Below are 25,528 nucleotides of genomic sequence, written 5' to 3'. Positions count from 1 at the left end.
CTTTGTCTTATTCAAACTCTAATTCCACCGCACTTTCGCCGAGTAAATTCACCAATTCCGTCAGAATTTCATCTGTTGGAATGATCGACCATTGCACGCCTAAACGTAACAACGCACGACCTTTCGGACTTTGATAATACACATTAATCGGCAACGTTCCACCACTCACTGGCTCAAGTAATGCTTTAAGTTGTTTAATGAAACTTGGTGTAATTTGATGCTCAGAAAGACTAATAGCCAAGGATTTGACATAACGAGAACGAGCCTCATCTAAGGTCATTAACTCGCGCACCGTCATTTTCAAGCCACCAGAGAAATCATCAAAGCTCACCTGCCCTGAAGCAACAATCACTGTATCTTTTTGTAATTTCTCACCAAATTGTTCTAGACTTTCACCAAATAATGTTAAATCTAAGCGACCTGAACGGTCATCTAATGTGGCAATGCCTAAGCGATTGCCTTTTTTTGTGATTGCAATTCGTGATGCGACCAATAATCCCGCCACAGTGCTAATTTGTCCACGGCGATTTGGTGCGAGATCTTTCAACCGCGTCGATGTGTAATGGGAAAGTTCTTTCAAATAACGGCTAACAGGATGACTGCTTAAATAAAGACCTAAGGTTTCTCGTTCGCCATCAAGAATTTGTTTTTCAGTGTAAGGTGGTGTATTAGCATAGGCATTTTCCACTTCTTCATGGGTTTCAGTCAGCACACCGAACATATCCGTTTGTCCTATTGCTTCATCTTTCGCATGCTGATCGGAAGCTCTAAGTGCATCTTCCAAATTCTTAGAAAGTGCGGCGCGATGTGGCCCTAATTTATCAAAGGCACCCGACATAATTAGGTTTTCAAAGGTACGGCGGTTAATTTTTTTCAAATCTACACGAGCGCATAAATCGAATAAATCTTTGAAAATCCCCCCTTCATTTCTTGCCGTCACAAGTGCTTCAATCGGGCCTTCCCCCACGCCTTTAATCGCGCCAATCCCATACACAATTTCGCCTTGTTCATTGACACTAAAATGGTGTTTTCCGATATTAATATCTGGTGGCGTCACTTTTAAGCCCATACGCAAACATTCGTCGTACAAACCTACGATTTTATCCGTATTATCTATTTCAGATGTCATCACTGCAGCCATAAATTCTGCAGGGAAATGAGTTTTAAGCCAAAGGGTTTGGTAAGACACCAAGGCATAAGCAGCGGAGTGAGATTTATTAAAACCATAGCCAGCAAATTTTTCCACCAAGTCGAAAATCTTCATAGATAGCTCGCCATCAACGCCGTTTTTCTCCGCACCTTCTTTAAATACAGAACGCTGTTTTGCCATTTCTTCTGGTTTCTTTTTACCCATTGCTCGACGCAATAAGTCAGCCCCACCCAGCGTATAGCCAGCAAGCACTTGAGCAATTTGCATCACTTGTTCTTGATACAAAATAATGCCGTAAGTCGGCTCAAGAATAGGTTTCAAACTTGCATGTTGATATTCTGCGTCAGGGTAAGATACTTCTTCTCTCCCGTGTTTACGGTCGATAAAGTTATCTACCATACCCGATTGTAACGGACCCGGACGGAACAATGCTACCAATGCGATAATATCTTCAAAACAGTCAGGTTGCAGGCGTTTGATCAAATCTTTCATACCTCGTGATTCCAACTGGAACACGGCGGTGGTTTCGGAACGTTTAAGTAATTCAAAAGATTCAGGATCATCAAGTGGAATGGCGGCAATATCTACTCGAGGCTTGCCTTCACGCACCATACGAACATTAATCATATCCAATGCCCATTTAATGATAGTGAGAGTACGCAAGCCTAGGAAGTCAAATTTCACAAGCCCTGCATATTCCACATCATTTTTATCAAAGTGAGTAACTGGATGTAAGCCTTCATTATCACAATAGAGCGGTGCAAAATCAGTAATTAAGGTTGGTGAAATGACCACGCCACCTGCATGTTTACCTGCATTACGTGTCACACCTTCCAGCTTGCGCGCCATGTCAATCAATGCTCGCACTTCTTCATCGCTATCGTAGGCAGTCTGTAATTGCGGCTCGGCCTCAAATGCTTTCGCAAGGGTCATACCCGGATCGGGAGGAATCAATTTCGAAATACGATCAACGAAACCATACGGATGCCCCAGCACTCGCCCTACATCTCGAATAACCGCTTTCGCCGCCATTGTACCAAAGGTAATAATTTGTGATACCGCGCCACGACCATAGGTTTCAGCAACGTGTTCAATCACGCGATCGCGACCATCCATGCAAAAATCCACGTCGAAATCGGGCATAGACACACGTTCTGGATTTAAGAAACGTTCAAATAGCAAATCAAACTCTAACGGATCTAAATCAGTGATTTTTAATGCGTAAGCCACCAATGAACCCGCACCAGAACCACGACCTGGCCCTACTGGAATATCGTTATCCTTAGACCATTGAATAAATTCCATTACGATCAAGAAATAACCTGGGAACCCCATTTGGTTAATTACATCTAGCTCAACTTGCAAGCGTTCATCATATTTTGGTCGTTTTTCTAACCGCACTTTTTCATCAGGGAATAAAAAAGCTAAACGTTCTTCCAAGCCCTCTTTGGATTTTTGCACTAAGAAATCTTCTGTACTTAAATCGCCAGTTGGAAATTGAGGTAAGAAATATTGACCAAGGCGCAAAGTCACACTACAACGTTGCGCAATTAATAAGGTATTTTCGAGAGCGGAAGGAATGTCTGCAAACAGCTTACACATATCTTCTTCACTACGAAAATATTGCTGTGAGGTATAACATTTCGGACGTTTAGGATCGTCTAAAGTATAGCCATCGTGAATCGCTACACGAATTTCGTGGGCTTCAAAATCCTCTGCATTCAAAAACATCACATCATTAGTTGCGACCAATGGTAAATCACAACGTTCTGCTAATTTCAACGCTGCTTGAATGTAACGTTCTTCATTTGGGCGACCTGTACGACTTAATGCTAAATAAAAATGATCGGCAAAAAATTCTTGGTAAAAATCGACCGCACTTTCAATTTCGGCTACGTTTTCTTTCAACAATTTTTTACCTACATCGCCTTGCGTTCCCCCTGATAAAATAATCACGCCGTCGCGATGTTCAATTAACCAATCTTGATCGATATAAGGTAAATCGTTATAACCGCGTTGATAAGCCTTTGATAACAATAAAGTAATATTTCTATAGCCTTCATTATTTTTAGCTAGCAAGGTAAGATCAAAGTATTCATCGCCACATAATGGGCTTTTTACTTTTACATCTGTCCCGATAATGGGCTTCATACCCGAAGAAAGCATTTCGCCATAAAAACGAACCACACCACAAAAATTAGTAAAATCCGTTAATCCCATAGCAACCATTTCATTGGCAGCACAAGCTTTCACAAGAGGTTTCACTTTGACGATACTGTCAATCATCGAAAAATCTGTGTGTGTGCGAAGATGGACGAAGCGAGGTTGGGATGACATTGAAAATCCTTAAAGTGCAGTTAAATTTTGCCGTAAATATTAAGGCGGTATTATAGCGAATTTTTCAAACAAATGCTTATGCTACAAATAGTGTTCCCAAATTGGCTCGGATAACCGATTGCGTGAATAAAAAATGTTAAGTAGATCAAAAAATTGATAATTAGCCGTTTTCATTTTGTGAGATTTCCGCTAGTCTAACGGCGATTTTTTATTTATTTCAACGAATAAGGATAACGCTATGACAACACTTTTTGAGGTTGCACAACATTGGTTAAACCAAGATCCTGACACAGAAACTCGTGCAGAATTAACCGCACTTTTAGATGCAGCAAAAGGCGGAGATAAAGCGGCAGAAGCAGAATTACATGCGCGTTTTGATGGTCGTTTACAATTTGGTACGGCAGGTTTACGTGGTCGTTTACAAGCTGGCTCAATGGGGATGAACCGAGTGTTAGTTTCTCAAGCTGCTGGTGGTTTAGCGGAATATTTAAAAGGTTACGATAAAGAACCATCAATCGTTATTGGTTACGATGGCCGTAAAAACTCCGATGTTTTTGCCCGTGACACCGCTGAAATTATGGCGGGTGCAGGCGTAAAAGCTTATTTATTACCACGCAAATTACCGACTCCAGTTTTAGCCTATGCTATCCAATATTTTGATACCACTGCAGGTGTAATGGTAACAGCAAGCCATAACCCACCAGAAGATAATGGCTACAAAGTGTATTTAGGTAAAGCAAATGGTGGCGGTCAAATCGTTTCACCAGCAGATAAAGACATCGCAGCATTAATTGATAAAGTTGCGGCTGGCAATATCCAAGATTTACCACGTAGCGATAATTATGTGGTGTTAAATGATGAAGTGGTAGATGCGTACATTACAAAAACAGCATCACTAGCTAAAGAGCCCGCTTGCGACATTAACTATGTTTATACCGCTATGCATGGTGTTGGCTATGAAGTTTTAAGTAAAACGCTGGCAAAAGCAGGATTACCACAACCCCACGTAGTAGCAGATCAAGTTTGGCCAGATGGCACATTCCCAACGGTGAATTTTCCAAATCCAGAAGAAAAAGGCGCATTAGATTTAGCAATTAAAGTGGCAAAAGAAAAGAATGCTGAATTTATCATTGCTAATGACCCAGATGCAGACCGTTTAGCCGTTGCTGTGCCTGATGCACAAGGCAACTGGAAATCACTACACGGCAACGTAGTAGGCTGTTTCTTAGGTTGGTACTTAGCAAAACAATATCAAGGTAAACAAGGCACATTGGCTTGCTCACTTGTTTCTTCTCCAGCACTTGCTGAAATTGCGAAAAAATACGGTTTCCAATCAGAAGAAACCTTAACTGGTTTCAAATATATCGGTAAAGTATCTGGCTTATTGTTTGGTTTTGAAGAAGCATTGGGCTATTTAGTGGATCCAGACAAAGTACGCGATAAAGACGGTATTTCTGCAGCAATCGTGTTCTTAGATCTTGTGCGTAACTTGAAAAAACAAGGCAAAACTTTAGCAGATTATGCTGATGAATTTACCAAAGAATTTGGTGCTTATGTGAGTGGACAAATCTCTATTCGAGTCAGCGATCTTTCAGAAATCGGAAAATTAATGACCGCACTTCGTAACAATCCACCAGCAGAAATCGCTGGCGTGAAAGTGGCACAATTTATCGACCATATTAAAACAGATCGTCAAAGCGATATCCTTGTATTTAACTTGGAAAATGGCGGACGCTTAATTGCTCGTCCTTCAGGTACTGAACCAAAAATTAAATTCTACTTAGATGCACGCGGTAAAGATCCAAAAGATGCAGATCGCGTATTAGCAGAATTTGATGAAGGTGTTCGTCACATTCTTCGCCAAGATGCTTATGGCAAACAAGACTGCTAATTGCAAAATAGTAAGAAAAGACACCGCTTGTAAAAGCGGTGTTTTTGCATTTAAGCACTTTTGCTTTTTAAAATTTTCCCTAAATTCGTTTCCAACCAATCTACCAACTCAAACATCTTATTAGATGCCTCTCTCCCAAATTCTGTTAATGTGTAATCTACTTGTGGCGGAACAGTGTTGTAGGATTTGCGAATTACGTAATGGTTGGTATACAGAAAACTACACTGAATCAGTTCCAGCTACATTAGCAAACAATGCTTTCTATGGTTCAGCAGAAAACGGAAAAATTTCATCCGCACTTCGTGCAGAACTTGCTGAAGCTGCAGCGGATTATGCCGTAGCACTTGTACAAGCAGGATTAGATGAAGGCTTTGCAGGCTTAATTGCACAATGGGATGTGGATACGTCAAACGGTGCATTGATTTGTTGTTTGAAAAGAGTGTGGTATTTGGTCATAAAAAATCTGCACCTTAGTTAGTTGGTTATTTAGTCCAGCTTTTGGGGTGCAGATCATTTCTAGCTTGCCTTTTGTTTTGCTATTTAATTAATGTTTAGTTTGTTCTTCTTCAGGTTTTTCTTCTGCATTTTCTGCTTGTTGGCGATTCATATATTCAACAAACAATGCATCAAAGTTTACTGGAGATAAGTTTAATGCAGGGAACGTACCACGATTTACTAAGTTAGACACTAATTCACGTGCATAAGGGAAAAGCATATTCGGGCATTGAGAGGTTAAACAATGTGCCATTTGAACATCTTCTAAACCACTAATAGTGAACACGCCTGCTTGTTTAACTTCGCAAATAAATGCTACATCGCCACTATCTTCAAGTGTAGTTTCAACAGAAATGTTTAATACCACTTCATATAAGTCATCACCAACTTGAGTCGTTTCAGTGCTTAAATCAAAACCAAGTTTTGGTTTCCATTCTTGTTGGAAAATATGCGGAAGATTTGGTGCTTCAAAAGACACATCTTTCACATAAATACGTTGAATTTGAAGAACGGGTTGTTGTTCTTCTGTTGCTGCAACGTCTTGTTTTTGTTCTGACATTTTCTATTCCTTATTATTTATGTTTTTTAACTAAAGGTAAATTTGCTGCTACCCACGCGGAAAGGCCTTCTTTCAACACAAATACAGAATTAAAACCTTGTTTGGTTAAAAATACTGCAGAAGCAGAGGCTGAAGTACCATTTGTATCGACTAATATAAGAGCTTTTTCTTTATGGGTCTCCAATTTTCCGATGTTTTGATTTTTAATTTCGCTTGGAAGCACATTAATACTATTAATGATATGTCCACGTTGAAATTCTTCAAGACTACGTAAATCTACCACAATGGCTTCATCGGAATTTATTAACCGAATAACTTCATTGTGCGTAATTACTTTAAATTTACTCGTTGCGCCTTTGTAGAATGTATAAATTACCATTACGAAAATCGCAAACCAAGAAACTGCTAAAAGAGTATGTTTTTGAGCAAACTCTGTTGCCATTGAGATAAATTCTTGCATTGTGTTCTCTATTAATACCGTATAAAAAAATAGTTCCCAAGTATAACCGCACTTGGATTATCTTTCAAAAAAATTATGCTTAAATTCCGTACTTGCATAAAGAAAGGTTATACAATCAACAAAAAATTATGTGATCGAGATCATAAATTTGTTTTTCCATTGTTGATAAATAACTTAATTTAGTTAGATTACTTTTTGGAGAATTTTTATTCATCTGAGGAGAAATCTATGAAATTAACTAAATTAGCCTTATGTACTTTATTTGGTCTAGGTATTTCAATAGCAAATGCAGCAGACTTGCCAAATATTACAATCTTGGCAACGGGTGGTACCATTGCAGGAAGCGGGCAAAGTTCAGTAAATTCTGCGTATAAAGCTGGACAATTAAGTATTGATACTTTAATTGAAGCCGTACCAGAAATAAAAAATATTGCCAACATTAAAGGTGAGCAAATTGTAAAAATAGGTTCACAAGACATGAATGACGAAGTCTGGCTAAAACTGGCAAAAGCCATCAATGCTCAATGTAAAAGTACTGATGGATTTGTCATTACCCATGGTACAGATACCATGGAAGAGACGGCTTATTTCTTAGATTTAACCGTAAAATGTGAAAAACCGGTTGTTCTCGTAGGGGCTATGCGTCCTGCGACAGAAAAAAGCGCTGATGGCCCATTAAATCTTTACAATGCTGTCGTCGTCGCGGCAGACAAAAAATCGAGTGGTCGTGGTGTTTTAGTCGCAATGAATAATGAAGTACTAGGTGCTCGCGATGTAACAAAAACCAGTACTACCGCAGTGCAAACTTTCCATTCGCCAAATTATGGTTCTCTAGGCTATATTCATAACAGCAAAGTGGACTATGAACGTTCCCCAGAAAGCAAACATACCATCAACACTCCATTTAACATAGAAAAATTAGACCACCTACCAAAAGTGGGGATTATTTATGCTTATTCAAATGCACCAGTTGAACCATTAAACGCATTGCTAGATGCTGGCTATCAAGGGATTGTATCAGCTGGAGTTGGCAATGGAAATGTTAATGCTGCACACTTAGATCGCTTAGAAAAAGCTGCGAAAGATGGCGTCGTTGTAGTTCGTTCTTCTCGTGTACCAACTGGCTATACAACTCGTGACGCTGAAGTTGATGATAGTAAATATGGCTTTGTAGCATCAGGTACTTTAAATCCACAAAAAGCACGAGTTCTCTTACAATTAGCTTTAACTCAAACTAAAGATCCAAACGCAATTCAACAATATTTCGAAGACTTTTAAGATTAATAGTAACGGTAGTGCGGCTCGAAATAACCGCACTTTTGACCATAATTTATTGATCCAAGTTATGGAATCTCTACCTATTTGTTGCTATATTACACGCCGTTTCAACAAATAAAACAAAGTGTTTTTTTATTAACTTAGGGGGCAGTATGTCTGCAATGTTTTTACTACAATTTGCCATCGTATTATTGTGTATCTTTGTGGGTGCGCGTGTAGGTGGTATCGGTTTAGGTGTATTTGGTGGTTTAGGTCTTGCCATTCTTTCTTTTGGCTTTGGCTTGAAACCAGCAGGTTTACCTATTGATGTTATGTTTATGATTATGGCTGTAGTGGCAGCCGCGGCAGCAATGCAAGCAGCTGGCGGTTTAGACTACATGATCAAAATCGCAACCAAAATCCTACGTCGTAATCCTAAACACATTACGTTTATTGCACCAGCAGTAACTTGGTTATTCACTCTCTTAGCGGGTACTGGTCACGTGGCATATTCTGTATTGCCAGTTATCGCTGAAGTGAGCCGTCAAAACGGTATCCGTCCTGAACGCCCAATGTCAATGGCGGTAATTGCATCACAATTTGCTATTGTAGCAAGCCCAATCGCTGCAGCGGTGGTGGCTGTGGTTGCTTACCTTGAGCCACAAGGCATTCATCTTGGCGATGTTTTAATGGTAACCATTCCTTCAACTATTCTAGGACTTTTCCTTGCTTGCTTATTTGTTAATAAAATGGGTAAAGAGTTAAAAGATGATCCAGAATATCAACGTCGTTTGAATGATCCAAAATATGCAGATATTTTTGCTTCTACCACTTCAGTCAAAGAAGTAGAAGTGAGCAAAACAGCTAAAATTTCCGTTTCTTTATTCTTATTTGGTGCTTTACTTGTCGTGTTAATGGGTGCAGCTCCTTCTATTCGACCTGTTTTTGATGGAAAACCAATGGGAATGGCACATACCATTGAAATTATTATGCTTTCTATTGGTGCATTGATTATCTTAACTTGTAAACCAGATGGCACAGCGATTACCAAAGGTTCTGTATTCCATGCAGGTATGCGCGCAGTAATCGCAATCTTCGGTATTGCTTGGTTAGGTGACACTTTAATGCAGGCACACATTACTGAAGTAAAAGAAATGGTGAAAGGCTTAGTGGAAACTGCACCATGGGCATTTGCTTTCGCTCTATTTGTACTTTCTGTATTAGTAAACAGCCAAGGTGCAACAGTAGCGACATTGTTCCCTCTTGGTATCGCATTAGGTATCCCTGCACCTGTATTAATCGGTGTATTTGTTGCTGTAAATGGTTACTTCTTCATCCCTAACTACGGCCCAATCATTGCATCTCTTGACTTTGATACCACGGGTACAACCAAAATCGGTAAATACATTTTAAACCACAGCTTTATGCTTCCGGGTTTATTGAGCATGCTTTTCTGCTTATTAATCGGTTTAGGTCTTTCTCACGTTATTCTTTAAAATGTGATTCGATAACAAAGAACGGTGCTGAAATAGCACCGTTTTTGTTGTTCTAATATCAACTTAAAATAACTCAAAAAAATAACCGCACTTTGATATATAAGTGCGGTTATTTTTATGAAAGTTTTCCGCCCTGTTTCGTTGTTATGTTATCATTACATTAATGTAACATTTTTAACAATTTAAACTTTTAGGAGAGCTTTATGAAAAACGTCGTGATCGTTGGTGGAGGTGCTGGCGGTATTGAATTAGCAACATTTTTGGGTAATAAATTAGGTCGTCAAAAACAAGCTAAAGTAACGCTGGTTGATCGCAATGCCACCCATTTATGGAAACCCTTATTGCATGAAATTGCAACAGGCGTAATGGATGATGGCGTTGATTCTTTAAGTTATCGTGCGCACGGTAAAAATCATTTTTTCAGTTTTGAGCAAGGTTCAATTATACGTATTAATCGCGAGCAAAAATATGTTGAACTTGCACCTGTTTATGGACAAGAGGGCGATATGCTTGTCATTGCTCGTCGAATTCCTTACGATTATTTAGTGATTGCCATTGGCAGTAAATCTAATGATTTCAACACAAAAGGGGTGGCTGATAATTGTATTTTTTTAGATAGTTCAAAACAGGCTTTACGTTTTCAACATAAACTGTTGGAATTATTTTTAAAATTTTCAGAAAACCGCGCATTAGATGACATTGGCGAAGAAGAATTTAAACAAAAGTTAGTGGATGAAAATAAAGTAAATATTGCTATTGTGGGAGGTGGAGCAACTGGTGTGGAATTAACCGCAGAACTTTATCATGCCGCTGAAGATTTGTCTTCTTACGGTTATGGTAAAATTGATAGTTCTTGCTTACAAGTTACTTTAGTCGAAGCAGGAACACGTTTATTGCCAGCATTACCTGAAAATTTATCTGCTGCTGTGTTAGATGAATTAAAGGAAATGGGTGCCAATGTGCAATTAAACACAATGATTACTGAGGCGCAGCCAAATACACTTATTACCAAAGATGGCAGGGAGATTAAAGCTGATCTTATTGTTTGGGCAGCAGGGGTTCGCGTCTCAACAGTAACGCAGCAATTTGATGGATTAGAAATTAATCGTATCAATCAATTAGTGGTTAAAGATACACTTCAAACTACCGTTGATGATAGTATTTTTGCGATTGGCGATTGTGCTGCATTTATACAATCAAATGGTAAATTGGTTCCGCCAAGAGCGCAAGCTGCACATCAAATGGCAAAGGCTTGTGCAAAAAATATTTTTGCATTGTTTGAAAATAAACCACTGAAATCTTTTAAATATAACGATAAAGGTACTTTAGTTTCTCTGTCAAATTTTACCGCACTTGGTAGTCTAACCAATAAGTTTGGTAAAAATCCACTTACCGTTCAAGGTAAATTTGCGCAGTTTGCTTATGTATCTTTGTATCGAATGCACCAACATGCTTTGCACGGTTGTATTAAAATTGGTTTGATTATTCTCGTTGATAAATTGAATCGTTATTTAAAACCAAGATTAAAATTGCATTGATTAAGTATAGTTTTTCGTTAAATGCGATCTAAATCATTTATATAAAAGAAAGGGCATCAATGATGCCCTCAGTATTGTTTTATGAAGAAAGATCTTCGGATTTTTCAATTGTTCCTTTCACCGTTAAGCAAATTTCTGTTGAAATCAAATGGGAAAGCGTTGAAGCTAACTCTTCTATTTTATCAAGAACAGTATAACCAGATTCATCAAAGTAACGTTGCTCTTTCAAGTTTGCAATAAAGCTTGAAAAAACCGCTTTATCAAAGAATTCTGGTGCATTTATGCCGTGTAATACTGATAAACGTTGAGCAACAAGCTGGCTTTCTTTTTCAAGTTCAGCTCGAGAAATAGCAGGTTGTTTTTGTAAAATAGTGACAGTAATGTAATAACGTTGCAAGATTTCCTGCATTCCCGCAGACCAAAGCTGTAAAATTCGTACTTTTGATTTATTAATAGATAAGAAGTTATCATTTGAATTAATAACGCTTTGGCGTGCAAATTCATTAATGATTTGATGGATTTGTACATTCAATTCATCTTCATTGAAATGTAAGAACAATTCGCCTTGTAAGAAAGGGTAAATTTTTCTAATCGCGTCTAATAGTAAATCTTTTTGGATCGCTTCGTAATGCAAAATAATACTCGCAACTAAAGATGGTAATACGAATAGATGCTGAATATTATTACGATAATAAGTCATTAGTACAGCAGATGAACGTTCTAAGCGTACAATTTCGCCAAAATTATCTTTTTCAATTAACACACCTATACGATCTAAAGCTAATACGTGTTCTAACATTGCTTGCGGTGTCACATTTGGTAGCACTACGTCCGTAGAATAAGGGACATTTTGTAACAATTGTTGATAACTACTAAGTTGTTCTAACAGTTGCTCACGTGAAAGTGCTCGCTGACGAGATGAAAGTAGTGCTGTACCCACAAGGTTCATTGAATTAACTGCCGCTGCTTTGTTAATATTAATCATTACTTGTTTAGAAATATTATTTACCGCAGGTGTAAACCATTGTGGTTTTTCTTCGTGATTTTGCTCTTTCCAATCAGGGAAATGTTGGCTCAAATAGTTTGAAAGCGTAATTGGCTCACCAAAATTTACAAAACCTTGACCAAGATTACGTAATTTTTTAATTACACGAAGTACTAAACCCGCATTTTCTTTTTCTTTCGCTGCACCACGTAATTCCTTTGCATAAGTGTCTACTTCTAATACGTGTTCATAACCAACGTAAACAGGAACAATCGAAATGGGGCGAGTTTGACTATGTTGCAATGCCTGAAGTGTCATTGACATCATACCTGTTTTTGGTGCCAGTAAACGACCTGTACGAGAACGACCGCCCTCAATAAAATATTCGACGGAATAGCCTCGATGGAATAGTTCTGATAAATATTCGCGAAAAATGGCAGAATATAGTCGATTTCCCTTAAAAGTGCGGCGAATAAAGAATGCCCCCCAACTACGAAACATTCTACCTATAGGCCAGAAATTTAAGTTAATCCCTGCCGCGATATGTGGCGGAACAAGACCTTGATGATAAAGCACATAAGAAAGCAATAAGTAATCGATATGACTACGGTGGCAAGGCACATAAACAATTTCATGACCTTCTAACGCTAATTTACGGACACGATTCGAATTTTGTACATCAATACCTGAATAAAGTTTATTCCAAAGCCAACGTAAAAAACGATCTACTGCACGTAAACTTGAATGGCTGACATCAGCTGCAATTTCATCCAAAATTTTATATGCTTCTTTTTGTGCTTTTTCAATACTGATATTTTTTGATTTTGCTTCATCTTCAATTGCTCGTCGGATTGCTTCTGATTGCAATAATTTATTAAACATTGCTTGACGATTTGGTAAACGAGGACCTGTTGCTGAAATACGTTGTTTTGCGAAGTGCATTTTTGCAACTCGAGCCAGCTTTTGTGCAATTTTTTCATCTGAGCCATGCTCAACTACCATATAACGTAATGAAACCGCTTGAGAAAAACGCACAAAAGTATCACGTCCAAACCAAATTGCTGCAAATGTTTTTTGTATACCATTTAATAAACGCAAATTAGGCAAATCTGATTTATCTTCTTGTCCGGGAGAACGTCCCCAAAGAACAGAAACAGGAATAAGTTGCACATCTAAACTTTCAGAAGTGCGGTGTAATTCAAGATATTTATTGAAAATGGTAGTGGTTTCGTCTTTCGCACCTTTTGATTTAAAAATTCGGCGACCTTCGTCTAAATATACATAACGTGGTAACTTAACGCCATTAATTTCATTTTTCTCTGCGGGATCGGGCAAGCCTAACGCTAAGCAATTTCGGCGGAAAATAACGAAATCAGTTTGAGATGTATAAGGCAAAACATAAACAATAGGTTGATGAATATTAAGTGAAAGCTCTTCTATTGGATTGGCGGGAATAGGATTATTTTTCACCAATGCAGACAGCGGCAAGCTCAATAATTGGCGATACATATTTATAAAATTTGCCATAATAAATTTTCTCTTTGTTATAAGTTTGTAGATCTTATAGACGTTTAAAAGCAGTTTGTGAATAGAACTATTTTTAGCCCTTTGGTGTTTTTATCGTCTAAAAACTCAAATATTTTAACATATCCGATCTCAACTAATTTAGAAAATTTGGCGACAAAATGTGACTTAATACACAGATTTAAAAAATAACAGTTGCAACTTTACACAATCTGTATACAATGCCAGTTATCTGTATTTAAAAACAGGAGTGTATATGAGACCATTAACCGCACGCCAACAAGAAGTGTTGGATTTATTAAAACGCCATTTGGAAACAACAGGTATGCCACCAACACGAGCAGAAATATCTCGAGAATTAGGTTTCAAATCTGCAAATGCCGCAGAAGAACATTTGAAAGCACTTTCACGTAAAGGTGCAATCGAAATCATTCCCGGCGCATCTCGTGGTATTCGTATTTTAGACAATAGTTCGAATGATGAATTTGACGGTTTACCGCTTGTAGGGCGCGTGGCTGCTGGAGAACCGATTCTTGCAGAGCAGCATATTGAAGCGACATATCGAGTAGATGCAGATATGTTTAAACCACAGGCTGATTTCTTACTTAAAGTTTATGGTCTATCAATGAAAAATGTTGGTATCTTAGATGGTGATTTACTAGCTGTGCATAGTACTAAGGATGTACGTAACGGACAAATTGTGGTTGCACGTATTGAAGATGAAGTAACAGTAAAACGTCTTGAGAAAAAAGGTTCTATCATTTATCTACACGCAGAAAATGAAGAATTTGATCCTATAGTAGTCAATCTTGAAGAACAAAAAAATTTTGAAATTGAAGGTATTGCAGTAGGCATTATTCGCAATAACGCTTGGATGTAATCTGATGCCAAGAATGAATAAAGTGCGGTAAAAATTTACGGTATTTTTACCGCACTTTGCTTATACTAGAGTTCTTTATTTGCCATGATTTTTGCTGCTCTTTATAATGCAAAAATCTTGAATTTATACAAAGGATGGAAAAATGCAGTTTTCCAAAATGCACGGATTAGGTAACGATTTTGTTGTGGTTGATGGAGTCACTCAAAATGTGTTTTTTACTCCAGAAACGATCCGACGTTTAGCCAATCGCCATTGTGGAATTGGGTTTGATCAACTTTTAATTGTTGAAGCTCCTTACGATCCCGAACTCGACTTTCATTATAGAATTTTTAATGCTGATGGAAGCGAAGTTTCACAATGCGGAAATGGTGCTCGTTGTTTTGCTCGGTTTGTGACATTAAAAGGGCTAACTAACAAGAAAGACATTGCAGTTAGTACACAAAAGGGTAATATGGTTTTGACGGTAAAAGATGATAATCAAATTCGTGTGAATATGGGCGAACCAATTTGGGAACCAGCAAAAATTCCATTTACCGCAAATAAATTTGAGAAAAATTATATTCTGCGTACAGATATTCAAACCGTACTATGTGGTGCAGTTTCAATGGGGAATCCTCATTGTGTTGTACAAGTAGATGATATTCAAACAGCAAATGTTGAACAGCTTGGTTCTTTGTTAGAAAACCACGAACGTTTTCCTGAGCGTGTCAATGCTGGTTTTATGCAAATCATCAACAAAGAACATATTAAGCTTAGAGTTTATGAACGTGGTGCTGGCGAAACTCAAGCCTGTGGAAGTGGTGCTTGTGCAGCTGTTGCAGTTGGAATTATGCAAGGCTTATTAAACAACAATGTCCAAGTAGATTTACCGGGCGGTTCGCTCATGATCGAATGGAATGGTGTTGGTCATCCACTTTATATGACAGGCGAGGCGACCCATATTTATGATGGGTTTATAACTCTTTAATATTTTTTCCCCATTTATCTTAAAAAAGGTGAGGCGTTTTTCTTAAATTAGCGTAAACATTTTGTATCTAAATATATTTTTATTGAACTGTTTGATAACTTTAAGTAATCAGAACAAGCATTTTTTATACAACCTCTAGATTTTTTACTTAAAGAAATAGATTATTAGCATAATAAAAAACCGCCTCTCGGCGGTTCTTGTTTTAAATCTTTTATCTACTACGCTAACACTGCCAATGCAGCTTCATAGTTTGGCTCTTCTTTAATTTCTTCAACTAACTGGCTGTGTAAAACATTGTTTTGTTCATCTAACACAATAACCGCACGAGAAGTTAAACCTGCCAACGGGCCAGTTTGAATATCTACGCCTAATTGTGAGTGTAATGCGTGGTTACGAAAAGTTGAAACTGTTTTGGCATTTTCAATTCCTTCTGCTCCACAAAAACGAGCTTGAGCAAAGGGCAAGTCTGCTGAAATACAAAGCACTACGGTGTTACTTAATTTTGCCGCTTGTTGGTTAAATTTACGTACTGAAGTCGCACACACACCTGTGTCGATGCTTGGAAAAATATTTAGGACCTTGAGTTTACCTGCAAAATCGTTTAATGCAACATCGGCTAAATCATTACCGACTAAAATAAAGTTTTCTACTATTTCGCCTACTTGAGGGAAATGTCCGCCAACTTCAATAGGGTTTCCTGCTAATGTAACTGTCATAAAATCCTCTTTATTTAGATTAAGTGAAAAGTGTTTAAACTATACCACGCTTTCTAATTATTTCCACCAATTAAAGCTATCCAGAATTTGATTTTCGGGAAAATTTCAGCCACCACACAATAACCAATAGCAAAGACTAATGAAAACAGTATGTGCGTTACCCCGATCCAGTTAAATCCGTGAACAGCAAAGGTAAATACTGCTTGAGTTGGATCGATTCCTAAATAATCACGTAAAAAAACATGTGGAGGATTTAAAAATGCACGTGAGCACACCTCAAAAATTTGATTTTGAGTTAAACCTGTAATATCCACTTTGCACGCAGCTTCAAAGAAATCAATAGGGCTCTGCGCGGTGGAAAAGGATGCTCCGCTCCCCATTTAACGAAAGCAGAGATAAAACCTGCAAAAAATTGCAACGCCATAATGACGTTTAGATGGTTCTGAAAATAAGCTCATTGTTATGTCCTTAAATTAATTAAAAGTATAAAAATTTCCGAGTTTATGAAAGTGTGTAATTTTACGTCTGTTATATCACATTATCAAACAAAAATACTTCAATTGGGTTATCTTTGGCTGGCTGTTCATAAGGTTTTAAAATTTATTAGCAATAGATAAATTGATTGATTTTTTAGCGGTTGTAGAGCGAGTATAAGCTTTGTATTACTTGAAAATAGGGAGTATGTTTGAACATAAATCTTATTGTTTTATTTTGTGAATGCAAACGTTTGCTTTGTTCGTTATAATACGTCTGTTTTTTATTTTTCTTTTATACGGAACTGCAATATGACTGTCAAAACCTTTCGTGGCTCGCCTGCTCTTTCTGAATTTCGTTTAACTCAACTTCAACAAAAATGCCAGCAATATCAATTGCCTATTACGTCAGTTTATGCAGAGTATTTGCATTTTGTTGAACAAAAAACATCGCTTGTAGAAGATGAAATCGTTAAATTACAAGCATTATTGCATTATGGATCAATGTTTTCTGAACTCAAGCCTGCAGGATATTGTTTAATTGTGACTCCACGAGTGGGGACAATTTCCTCTTGGTCTTCAAAAGCGACGGACATCGCTCACAATTGTGGTTTGTCGAAGGTAAATCGTATTGAACGTGGTATAGCCTATTACTTCAATATTGAGCGTGATTTAACCGAAGCAGAATTGGCTACGCTGAAAGATTTATTACACGACCGTATGTTAGAAACCGTGTTAAATCACGAAACAGAAGCAGCCTTGCTTTTTACTCAACAAGAACCCAAAGCATTAACTACCATTGATATTTTAAATGGTGGCCGTCAAGCATTAGAACAGGCGAATATTGCCTTGGGTTTAGCGTTGGCAGATGATGAGATGGATTATTTAGTGGAAAGTTTTACTGCCTTAAAGCGTAATCCACAGGATGTGGAGCTTTATATGTTTGCACAAGCGAATTCAGAGCATTGTCGCCATAAAATTTTTAATGCCGATTGGATTATTGATGGCAAAAAACAGGATAAATCGCTGTTTAAAATGATCAAAAATACCTTTGAGAAAACGCCTGATTTTGTGCTTTCTGCTTATAAAGATAATGCTGCAGTAATGGAAGGTTCGAAAGTCGGGCGTTGGTTTCCTGATCCTGATGGACAATATCGTGTTCATCAAGAAGATGCTCACATTTTAATGAAAGTGGAAACACATAACCATCCCACAGCAATTTCGCCATTTCCTGGTGCTGCAACAGGCTCTGGCGGGGAGATTCGTGATGAAGGGGCAACGGGGCGTGGGGCAAAACCCAAAGCAGGTTTAACAGGTTTCTCGGTGTCTAACCTCGTTATTCCAAACTTTGAACAACCTTGGGAAAATCCATTGTCTAAACCAAATCGCATTGCTTCTGCCTTGGATATTATGATAGATGCGCCTTTAGGTAGTGCGGCATTTAATAATGAATTTGGTCGCCCAGCATTATTAGGTTATTTCCGTACTTATGAAGAAAAAGTAAATAGTTTTGCAGGAAAAGAAGTGCGCGGTTATCACAAGCCGATTATGTTAGCGGGAGGAATCGGTAATATTCGTGGCGAACAGGTTCAAAAAGGCGAAATTCCAGTCGGTGCTAAATTGATCGTTTTGGGTGGGGCAGCAATGAACATTGGTTTAGGTGGTGGTGCTGCTTCTTCGATGGACAGTGGTAAATCAAAAGAAGATTTAGATTTTGCTTCTGTTCAACGTGAAAATCCGGAAATGGAACGCCGCTGCCAAGAAGTTATTGACCGCTGTTGGCAATTAGGCGAAGAAAATCCAATCCTGTTTATTCACGATGTGGGTGCGGGTGGTTTATCTAATGCAATGCCTGAATTGGTACACGATGGCAAGCGTGGAGGAAAATTCGATCTGCGTTCTATTCTTTGTGATGAAAAAGGTATGTCGCCATTGGAAATTTGGTGTAATGAATCGCAAGAACGTTATGTATTAGCCGTTGCGCCAGAAAACCTCGAATTATTTACCGCACTTTGTGAGCGTGAACGTGCCCCTTTTGCAGTGATTGGCGAAGCAACACAAGCAGAACATTTAATCTTGCACGATAGTCATTTCGATAATAATCCAATTGATTTACCAATGAATGTGTTATTAGGCAAAACGCCGAAAATGACGCATGAAGTTTTGTCAAAAACAGTAGAAAATCAATCACTTAAAACAGAAGGTATTCAATTAAAAGAAGCATTCCATCGTGTATTACGTTTACCCGTTGTTGCAGAAAAAACTTTCTTAATTACTATTGGCGACCGTTCTGTAACAGGTATGGTGGCACGAGATCAAATGGTGGGTCCTTGGCAAATCCCCGTGTCTGATGTGGCTGTTACTACTGCTTCACTGGATAGCTACCACGGCGAAGCAATGGCAATGGGCGAACGCTCTCCAGTTGCCTTGCTAAATTTCTCGGCTTCGGCACGCTTAGCTGTGGCGGAGGCGATTACTAACATTGCTGGCACCCACATTGGCGAGATGAAACGTATTAAACTTTCTGCCAACTGGATGAGTGCAGCAGGTCACACAGGCGAAGATGCTGGACTTTATGAAGCAGTAAAAGCTGTGGGCGAAGAACTTTGTCCTGCGTTAGGCTTAACTATTCCTGTGGGTAAAGACTCAATGTCGATGAAAACCACTTGGATCGATAATGGCGAACAAAAATCAGTGACCGCCCCACTTTCATTAGTAATTTCCGCTTTTGCTCGTGTAGAAGATGTACGTAAAACGCTTACGCCACAACTTCGTACCGACAAAGGTTTATCGAGTTTATTGCTAATTGATTTAGGCGAAGGGCATAATCGATTAGGTGCGACTGCACTTGCTCAAGTGTACAAACAGTTAGGAGACAAGCCTGCCGATGTGGTAAAGGTTCAACGCTTAAAAGATTTTTACAATGCAATGCAAACTTTAGTGGCAGAAGATAAATTGTTGGCTTATCACGACCGTTCGGACGGCGGTTTAATCACAACTCTTGCAGAAATGGCGTTTGCAGGGCATTGTGGGGTAGAAGTTGATATTTCAGCCTTAGGCGACAATGATTTAGCGGTATTATTTAACGAAGAATTGGGAGCGGTTATCCAAGTTACCGATAGTCAATTAGAAAGTGTACGTGAGGTGTTGAAAGCTCACAATTTGCTTGGTATTACTCACCAATTAGGTACGGTAACTGCTGATGATCGCTTTGAGATCAGCCGCGGCAGCCATAAATTATTCAGCGAAAAACGCTCTGAATTACGTAGTATTTGGGCAGAATTAACTTACCAAATGCAACGCTTACGCGATAATCCAGAGTGTGCTGAGCAAGAGTTTGAAGCTAAGAAAAACCCTGACGACAAAGGCTTATCCGCATTTTTGACTTACGATGTGAATGAAGATATTACTGCGCCATTTATCAATAAAGGTGTAAAACCAACCATTGCAATTTTACGTGAACAAGGTGTAAATAGTCATTATGAAATGGCAGCAGCGTTTGATCGTGCAGGCTTTAATGCAATTGACGTGCATATGTCTGATTTAATGATTGGTCGTCGTAATTTAGCCGAATTCAATGCAATGGTTGCTTGTGGCGGTTTCTCTTACGGCGATGTGCTTGGCGCAGGGGGCGGTTGGGCAAAATCCATCTTATTTAACCCGAAATTACACGAGCAATTCAGCCAGTTTTTTATCAATCCAAACACACTGACCTTAGGCGTATGTAACGGTTGTCAAATGATCTCTAACTTGGCGGAAATTATCCCAGGTACAGAAAACTGGCCGCATTTTGTACGCAACAAATCTGAACGCTTTGAAGCGCGTGTGAGTTTAGTGAAAATTAATGAAGTGGATTCAGTTTGGTTTGCAGGAATGGCTGGCTCACATATGCCCATTGCGGTTTCTCACGGGGAAGGACAAGTTAAGTTTAAATCAGTTGAACAGTTTGCAGGCTTAAAAGCACAAGGCATCATTGCCGCACAATATATTGACAACAACGGTAGCCCCACTGAACTATATCCAGCCAATCCGAATGGTTCTGCGGAGGGCATTACTGCAATTACAAATCTTGATGGGCGAGTTGCTATTATGATGCCACACCCTGAACGTGTGTTCCGTGCTGTGAGTAACTCTTGGCACCCAGAAAACTGGACAGAAGACGGTGCGTGGATGAGATTATTCAGAAATGCAAGAATGGTATTTTAAAGAAATAAATGGACTTGAACGCTAAAAAAGTGCGGTGGAAATCTAGCAGATTTTCACTGTGTGCGTTACTTTTAAAACGGAATTTACGTATTTGTAAAATGAATAGGTAGGGGTATAATTATCTACCATAACTAAACAAATCACATCGTTTACGATTTGTCTTTTTATAAATAAATATTTTATGAAGGCGGAATTATGTTAATCACATTAACACATATTAATAATAACTTGATAATAAGAAATGAAATTTTAGATAGTCTTGGCAAGCAAGCAAGCAAGCAAGCAAGCAAGCAAAGAGTGACTTAAATAGTACATCACAAAGCAAACAAATTATTCTTCAAGAAATAAATAAGGTAAAAGAAAAGAGAACAATATTAGAAAAAATAATAAGATTGTTTACTAAACATAAAAGAATTACTGCTACACAAAATAAGCAGAAATTTATCGTTCCATTTAAATAACTATGGAGAGATTATGTTTATTACACCTATCTTCATTATTAATCTAGAAAAATCTACAGATCGAAAAGCTTATATGCAAGCACAGTTTGAACAGTTATTTTCGAATAATTTAATACAAGAAATTCACTTTTTTGATGCTATTTATGGAAAATCAAATCCGAATCACCCATTGTTTCAACGTTACAATGAAAATAAGCGGTTGAATGCAAAGGGGTATCCTTTAACCTTGGGTCAATTAGGCTGTTATGCGAGCCATTATTCTATGTGGGAGAAATGTGTAGAATTAGATTACCCTATTATTGTATTAGAAGATGATGCTAAATTTAAAAATAATTTCTTAGAAGTACTTGATTTTATTAATAGCGATAAAAATACGTTTGAATTTTTCTGGTTACAACCTGATCGTTTGAAAAATAAAAGAAAATTGATCTCTAATTTCGGTAATCTTTCGATATATCAATTTAGTAAAGGATTTGCTGGTGCTACAGGTTATTATTTAACTCCCCAAGCAGCAAGGAAATTTTTAACACAAAGCAAGGAGTGGTATTTAACCGTGGATGTGACAATGGATCGTTTTTTTGAGAATAAAGTACCACCTTATGCAATAGTACCATTTTGCTTAGAAGATGATGGCGAGATAGAATCAACTATTTATGAGAAACAAAAGAAACAGAGATCATTAAAAATAGTGATTATGAGAGAGTTGTTTAATCTAAAAACTAATCTTAAAAGACGTATTTATAACTTATTCCATTGATAAATTGATATAGTAGACAAAGCAGTTGTTAATGTTTATTTTTAAATATTAGCAACTGTTTTATTTTGGAATTCCACGCAATACTCCTACAGGCTCAAAAGGTTCTATAGAAGTTGGCGCAGGCACTTCGCTGAATAATAAAATAAATGGCTTGGGCGGAATAACTTTTTCATTTCGCCATAAGTTGCCCATTCCGACAAGTTGGATATCTTCTGGTAAATTGTTAAGACCTGCTTGTAACACCGCTATTGTATTTGCACGAGGATGACCTATTGCAATGGCGGAGCCGTGTTTTCTGGCATAGTGAATTGCTGCTTTAAATTGACGTTGAACGTCTGCGAATTCGTTACTATCATCTAAAAATATATGGCGATCTAATGAACGCACGCCTTGTTCTTTTGCTATTTTCCCAGCTACAGATTTTCCTATTGTTCGACTATCTAAAAAGAATAAATGTTTTTCTTGAAGTGCGGTCATTAAATAAGTCATTAATTGGGGATCTGCCGTAGCTGCACTCCCCATATGATTGTTCATACCGATGGCATCACGCACAATATTTTTAGCCGTATTAACGCGATCATTTACTTGTGCTGCAGACATTCCTAAATGCAGCCCACCGTCTTCTATTTTCACTGCACTTACTGGTTGCATCGGCATATGGATTAAAATATCTCTACCTTGAGATTTTGCTTCTTGATTACGTGCTCGAGCATAGGGCGCAGCAGGAATAATTGCTACGGAAATTTCACGCGGCATCGCAAAAATTGCCGCATCTTCTTTGGAATGATAGCCTACATCATCAATCACAATAGCAAGTTTACTTTGAGCAAAAGAAAAAGAGGTATAAAGTGCGGTAGAAAAAACAATGAAATTTTTTACCGCACTTTTTATCAGAATATTCATCAACGAACCCACCCTGCAGGATTTACTGGCGTTCCTTTACGGCTAATACCAAAATAAAGCGCAGAACGTGATATTTCCCCTGTATTTCCTACTTGAGCAATAACCTGCCCTGCTGAAACAAGCTGACCAACTTTCACTGATACCGCTTGATTGAAGCCATATAAACTTAAATCAGTTTCGCCGTGTTTAACAATAACCATATAACCATAACCATTTAAATATCCCGCTAAAATGACGCGTCCAGCTGCAATTGCTTTAACAGGCGTGCCTGCTGATGCGCCAATTACCATACCTTTCCAACGTACTTCGCCTGCTTGGATAGAACCAAAAGTATGCAAAATTGAACCAGAAACTGGTAAGGAATATTGTTTTTTTGCCGCCCCTAAACCGCTTGTACTATTAAGTAATTGGCGTTCTTGCACAGTTGGTTGATAAGGCTTTGATGTTCGTTTTTCTTCAGCTTTTTGGCGTTGAGCAAGTGCCTCTCTTTCACGTTTTTCTTGTTCGCGGGCTGCTTGTTCAGCTCGTTGAATTTCTTGACGAAGTGCTTGTTCGTTTGCTTTTAGTGCATTCAATTTATCTTGATCTAGGGCTAAATTTTTATTGAGTTCATTCAGCGTAGATTGATGCTCTTGCTGTGCTTTTTGCAATGCTTGTTGTTGTTTTTTTTGTGTGGAAAGTTGATTTCGGTGATTCTTTTGTTGAGAGAGAATCGCCTTTTTTTGTACTGCAATTTGTGCTTGCGTTGCTTTTAAATTATCAATCATTTCAATCCGAACTTGATTTAAATGCTGATAATAAACTTTCATTCGCTCTGCTTTTGTCGGATCTTTGGCAAACATTCGTTCAATCAGCGATGGATTAATGCCTGAACGATAAATTATATCCATTTGTTTGGCTAATCGTGCTTTTTGCTCACGTTCCTGTTTTTCTAATTGTTTGAATTGCTTATCTGCATCGGCAATTTGCTTACGAATTTCCTTTAAACTTATTTCGGTTTCAAGCAGTTCACTCGCAACACTGTTAATTTTACTCTCGTGTTTTTTTAAATTCGCTTGCAACTTAGTTTGCTGAAGCTTTTGTTTCTCAATTTTAGATTCTTGTTGCTTAATTTGTTTTTGAATTTGATTGAGATCGGAAGATTGGCTGACAGGCGAAAATATTAATAAACCGCAGCTTAAAAGTGCGGTTAATAATAATGATGTTTTTTGATTAACGCCAAAACGCAACATAATTCATCCTAAATTCGTAAAACTCGCAAATCTTATCATATTTGTTAAAAGGCGAAAAAGTTTGATGGTTATTTTTTGCTAAAGATCAGGAAATCATCCCTTTTAACTTTTAAAGCTAAGGATTTTTTGCTATAAAATGCGCGTTCTTTTTATTTGAAAACATTAGGAGATTCTTATGGAATTAGTATTTATCCGTCACGGTTTTAGTGAATGGAATGCGAAAAACTTATTCACAGGCTGGCGTGATGTGAATTTAACTGAACGTGGTGTGGAAGAAGCAAAAGCTGCGGGTAAAAAACTGTTAGACAAAGGTTATGAATTTGATATCGCATTTACCTCTGTTTTAACTCGAGCAATCAAAACTTGTAACATCGTGTTAGAAGAATCCCATCAATTATGGATTCCGCAAGTAAAAAACTGGCGTTTAAATGAGCGTCATTATGGTGCTTTACAAGGTTTAGATAAAAAAGCGACTGCGGAGCAATACGGTGACGAACAAGTTCATATTTGGCGTCGTTCTTACGACATTTCTCCACCAGATTTAGATCCACAAGATCCAAATTCTGCACACAATGACCGTCGCTACGCAAATATTCCATCTGATGTTGTGCCAAACGCAGAAAATTTAAAATTAACATTAGAACGCGCATTACCATTCTGGGAAGATCAAATTGCACCAGCAATGCTTTCTGGCAAACGTGTTTTAGTAGTTGCTCACGGTAATTCACTTCGTGCGTTGGCAAAACATATTATCGGTATTTCTGATGCTGAAATTATGGATTTTGAAATTCCAACAGGTCAGCCTTTAGTTTTAAAACTTGATGATAAATTAAATTATGTAGAACATTACTATCTTTAATTAAGTTCAACGTATTGTTGTTCTAACTGTATAAAACAAAACCCCGCAAATTAGCGGGGTTTTTAAACAAGTCCAAATTATTTTGTGCTTGGAATTTTGAAACGGCTGTTGAAACGCTCGACACGACCACCAGTATCAACAACACGTTGTTTACCAGTATAGAATGGGTGGCAGTTACCGCACACATCAAGGTTGATGTCTTTGCCTAAAGTTGAACGTGTTTTGATCACATTACCGCAAGAACAAGTCGCAGTAATTTCTTTATATTCTGGATGAATACCTTGTTTCATAGAAAAACCTCAAAATGAAGCCACGCCGCTATAGGAACTTTCTCCCCACACCGCGTGAGTGAATAATACGCCATAATTGGCACCAAATAGGT

18 protein-coding genes and 2 pseudogenes are annotated in these 25,528 nt (G+C 38.0%); 10 read left to right on the top strand and 10 right to left on the bottom strand.

The annotated features are described in order from the left end of the window. Nucleotides 1-7: 7 nt before the first annotated feature. On the bottom strand, nt 8-3,487 hold the full coding sequence (gene dnaE, locus HMPREF2813_RS05565; protein WP_014551085.1) for a DNA polymerase III subunit alpha: 3,480 nt from the start codon (nt 3,485-3,487) through the stop codon (nt 8-10). Nucleotides 3,488-3,725: 238 nt separating this feature from the next. Between dnaE and HMPREF2813_RS05560 the strand changes: the two genes are divergently transcribed. Further along, nucleotides 3,726-5,378 (top strand): phospho-sugar mutase, encoded by a 1,653-nt coding sequence (locus HMPREF2813_RS05560; RefSeq protein WP_014551084.1) that lies wholly within the window; start codon nt 3,726-3,728, stop codon nt 5,376-5,378. Between the two features lie 50 nt (nt 5,379-5,428). Here HMPREF2813_RS05560 and HMPREF2813_RS09580 read toward each other — a convergent pair. Then, nucleotides 5,429-5,575 (bottom strand): annotated as a pseudogene (locus HMPREF2813_RS09580) (winged helix-turn-helix transcriptional regulator); the annotation flags it as partial. Here HMPREF2813_RS09580 and HMPREF2813_RS05555 point away from each other — a divergent pair. Beyond that, nucleotides 5,527-5,856 (top strand): hypothetical protein, encoded by a 330-nt coding sequence (locus HMPREF2813_RS05555; RefSeq protein WP_014551083.1) that lies wholly within the window; start codon nt 5,527-5,529, stop codon nt 5,854-5,856. The pseudogene HMPREF2813_RS09580 and the gene HMPREF2813_RS05555 overlap by 49 nt on opposite strands. A 66-nt stretch (nt 5,857-5,922) precedes the next feature. Here the strand turns inward: HMPREF2813_RS05555 and secB are convergent, their stop codons facing one another. Then, the gene (gene secB / locus HMPREF2813_RS05550; RefSeq protein WP_048946741.1) at nt 5,923-6,432 is read right to left on the bottom strand and encodes a protein-export chaperone SecB; all 510 of its coding nucleotides are present in this window, start codon (nt 6,430-6,432) and stop codon (nt 5,923-5,925) included. A gap of 13 nt (nt 6,433-6,445) precedes the next feature. Continuing rightward, nucleotides 6,446-6,892: a rhodanese-like domain-containing protein gene (locus HMPREF2813_RS05545; RefSeq protein WP_021034627.1), complete on the bottom strand. Its 447-nt coding sequence runs from the start codon at nt 6,890-6,892 to the stop codon at nt 6,446-6,448. 228 nt (nt 6,893-7,120) lie between these two features. Here HMPREF2813_RS05545 and ansB point away from each other — a divergent pair, with 228 nt between their 5' ends. The 3 genes from ansB to HMPREF2813_RS05530 all read left to right on the top strand — a co-directional run bounded on the left by ansB (nt 7,121) and on the right by HMPREF2813_RS05530 (nt 11,183). Next, nucleotides 7,121-8,170 carry an L-asparaginase 2 gene (gene ansB, locus HMPREF2813_RS05540; protein ID WP_048946740.1) on the top strand — a complete coding sequence of 350 codons (1,050 nt, stop codon included), beginning with the start codon at nt 7,121-7,123 and terminating at the stop codon, nt 8,168-8,170. Between the two features lie 152 nt (nt 8,171-8,322). Further along, entirely contained in the window at nt 8,323-9,645 is a 1,323-nt protein-coding gene (locus HMPREF2813_RS05535; protein ID WP_005663174.1) for an anaerobic C4-dicarboxylate transporter, read from the top strand. 203 nt (nt 9,646-9,848) lie between these two features. Then, nucleotides 9,849-11,183: an NAD(P)/FAD-dependent oxidoreductase gene (locus HMPREF2813_RS05530; RefSeq protein WP_014551080.1), complete on the top strand. Its 1,335-nt coding sequence runs from the start codon at nt 9,849-9,851 to the stop codon at nt 11,181-11,183. A gap of 79 nt (nt 11,184-11,262) precedes the next feature. On the opposite strand, the gene plsB is transcribed toward HMPREF2813_RS05530, so the two are convergent. Then, entirely contained in the window at nt 11,263-13,695 is a 2,433-nt protein-coding gene (gene plsB, locus HMPREF2813_RS05525; protein WP_014551079.1) for a glycerol-3-phosphate 1-O-acyltransferase PlsB, read from the bottom strand. 253 nt (nt 13,696-13,948) lie between these two features. Here plsB and lexA point away from each other — a divergent pair, with 253 nt between their 5' ends. Then, a complete protein-coding gene (gene lexA / locus HMPREF2813_RS05520) occupies nt 13,949-14,572 on the top strand; it encodes a transcriptional repressor LexA (RefSeq protein ID WP_005648504.1) in 624 nt (207 codons plus the stop codon). 142 nt (nt 14,573-14,714) lie between these two features. Then, the gene (dapF, locus tag HMPREF2813_RS05515; RefSeq protein WP_014551078.1) at nt 14,715-15,539 is read left to right on the top strand and encodes a diaminopimelate epimerase; all 825 of its coding nucleotides are present in this window, start codon (nt 14,715-14,717) and stop codon (nt 15,537-15,539) included. A 218-nt stretch (nt 15,540-15,757) separates the two neighbouring features. Here the strand turns inward: dapF and tpx are convergent, their stop codons facing one another. Both tpx and HMPREF2813_RS05505 read right to left on the bottom strand, forming a co-directional pair. Continuing rightward, nucleotides 15,758-16,255: a thiol peroxidase gene (tpx, locus tag HMPREF2813_RS05510; RefSeq protein WP_012054603.1), complete on the bottom strand. Its 498-nt coding sequence runs from the start codon at nt 16,253-16,255 to the stop codon at nt 15,758-15,760. A gap of 62 nt (nt 16,256-16,317) precedes the next feature. Further along, nucleotides 16,318-16,713, bottom strand: a pseudogene (locus HMPREF2813_RS05505) (DUF1440 domain-containing protein); the annotation flags it as partial. Nucleotides 16,714-17,040: 327 nt separating this feature from the next. Between HMPREF2813_RS05505 and purL the strand changes: the two are divergent. Together purL and HMPREF2813_RS05495 are read left to right on the top strand one after the other, a co-directional pair. Next, nucleotides 17,041-20,934, top strand: coding sequence for a phosphoribosylformylglycinamidine synthase (purL, locus tag HMPREF2813_RS05500; protein ID WP_014551077.1), 3,894 nt, complete (start codon nt 17,041-17,043; stop codon nt 20,932-20,934). A gap of 474 nt (nt 20,935-21,408) precedes the next feature. Next, on the top strand, nt 21,409-22,152 hold the full coding sequence (locus tag HMPREF2813_RS05495; protein ID WP_005660164.1) for a glycosyltransferase family 25 protein: 744 nt from the start codon (nt 21,409-21,411) through the stop codon (nt 22,150-22,152). A 60-nt stretch (nt 22,153-22,212) separates the two neighbouring features. Here the strand turns inward: HMPREF2813_RS05495 and HMPREF2813_RS05490 are convergent, their stop codons facing one another. Continuing rightward, a complete protein-coding gene (locus HMPREF2813_RS05490) occupies nt 22,213-23,055 on the bottom strand; it encodes a divergent polysaccharide deacetylase family protein (protein ID WP_005660162.1) in 843 nt (280 codons plus the stop codon). Further along, complete coding sequence (gene envC / locus HMPREF2813_RS05485; protein ID WP_005690341.1) at nt 23,055-24,287, bottom strand: murein hydrolase activator EnvC; 1,233 nt, start codon at nt 24,285-24,287, stop codon at nt 23,055-23,057. The genes HMPREF2813_RS05490 and envC overlap by 1 nt, the downstream gene beginning before the upstream one ends. A gap of 175 nt (nt 24,288-24,462) precedes the next feature. Here envC and HMPREF2813_RS05480 point away from each other — a divergent pair, with 175 nt between their 5' ends. Beyond that, complete coding sequence (locus HMPREF2813_RS05480; protein WP_005652337.1) at nt 24,463-25,146, top strand: 2,3-diphosphoglycerate-dependent phosphoglycerate mutase; 684 nt, start codon at nt 24,463-24,465, stop codon at nt 25,144-25,146. Between the two features lie 77 nt (nt 25,147-25,223). Here HMPREF2813_RS05480 and rpmE read toward each other — a convergent pair whose 3' ends face one another. Next, complete coding sequence (gene rpmE / locus HMPREF2813_RS05475; RefSeq protein ID WP_005625828.1) at nt 25,224-25,436, bottom strand: 50S ribosomal protein L31; 213 nt, start codon at nt 25,434-25,436, stop codon at nt 25,224-25,226. Between the last annotated feature and the right edge of the window lie 92 nt (nt 25,437-25,528).

The organism is Haemophilus sp. HMSC066A11, assembly GCF_001811665.1.
GTDB classification, from domain to species: Bacteria; Pseudomonadota; Gammaproteobacteria; order Enterobacterales; family Pasteurellaceae; genus Haemophilus; species Haemophilus influenzae.
This window is presented reverse-complemented; position numbering and strand designations above follow the sequence as displayed.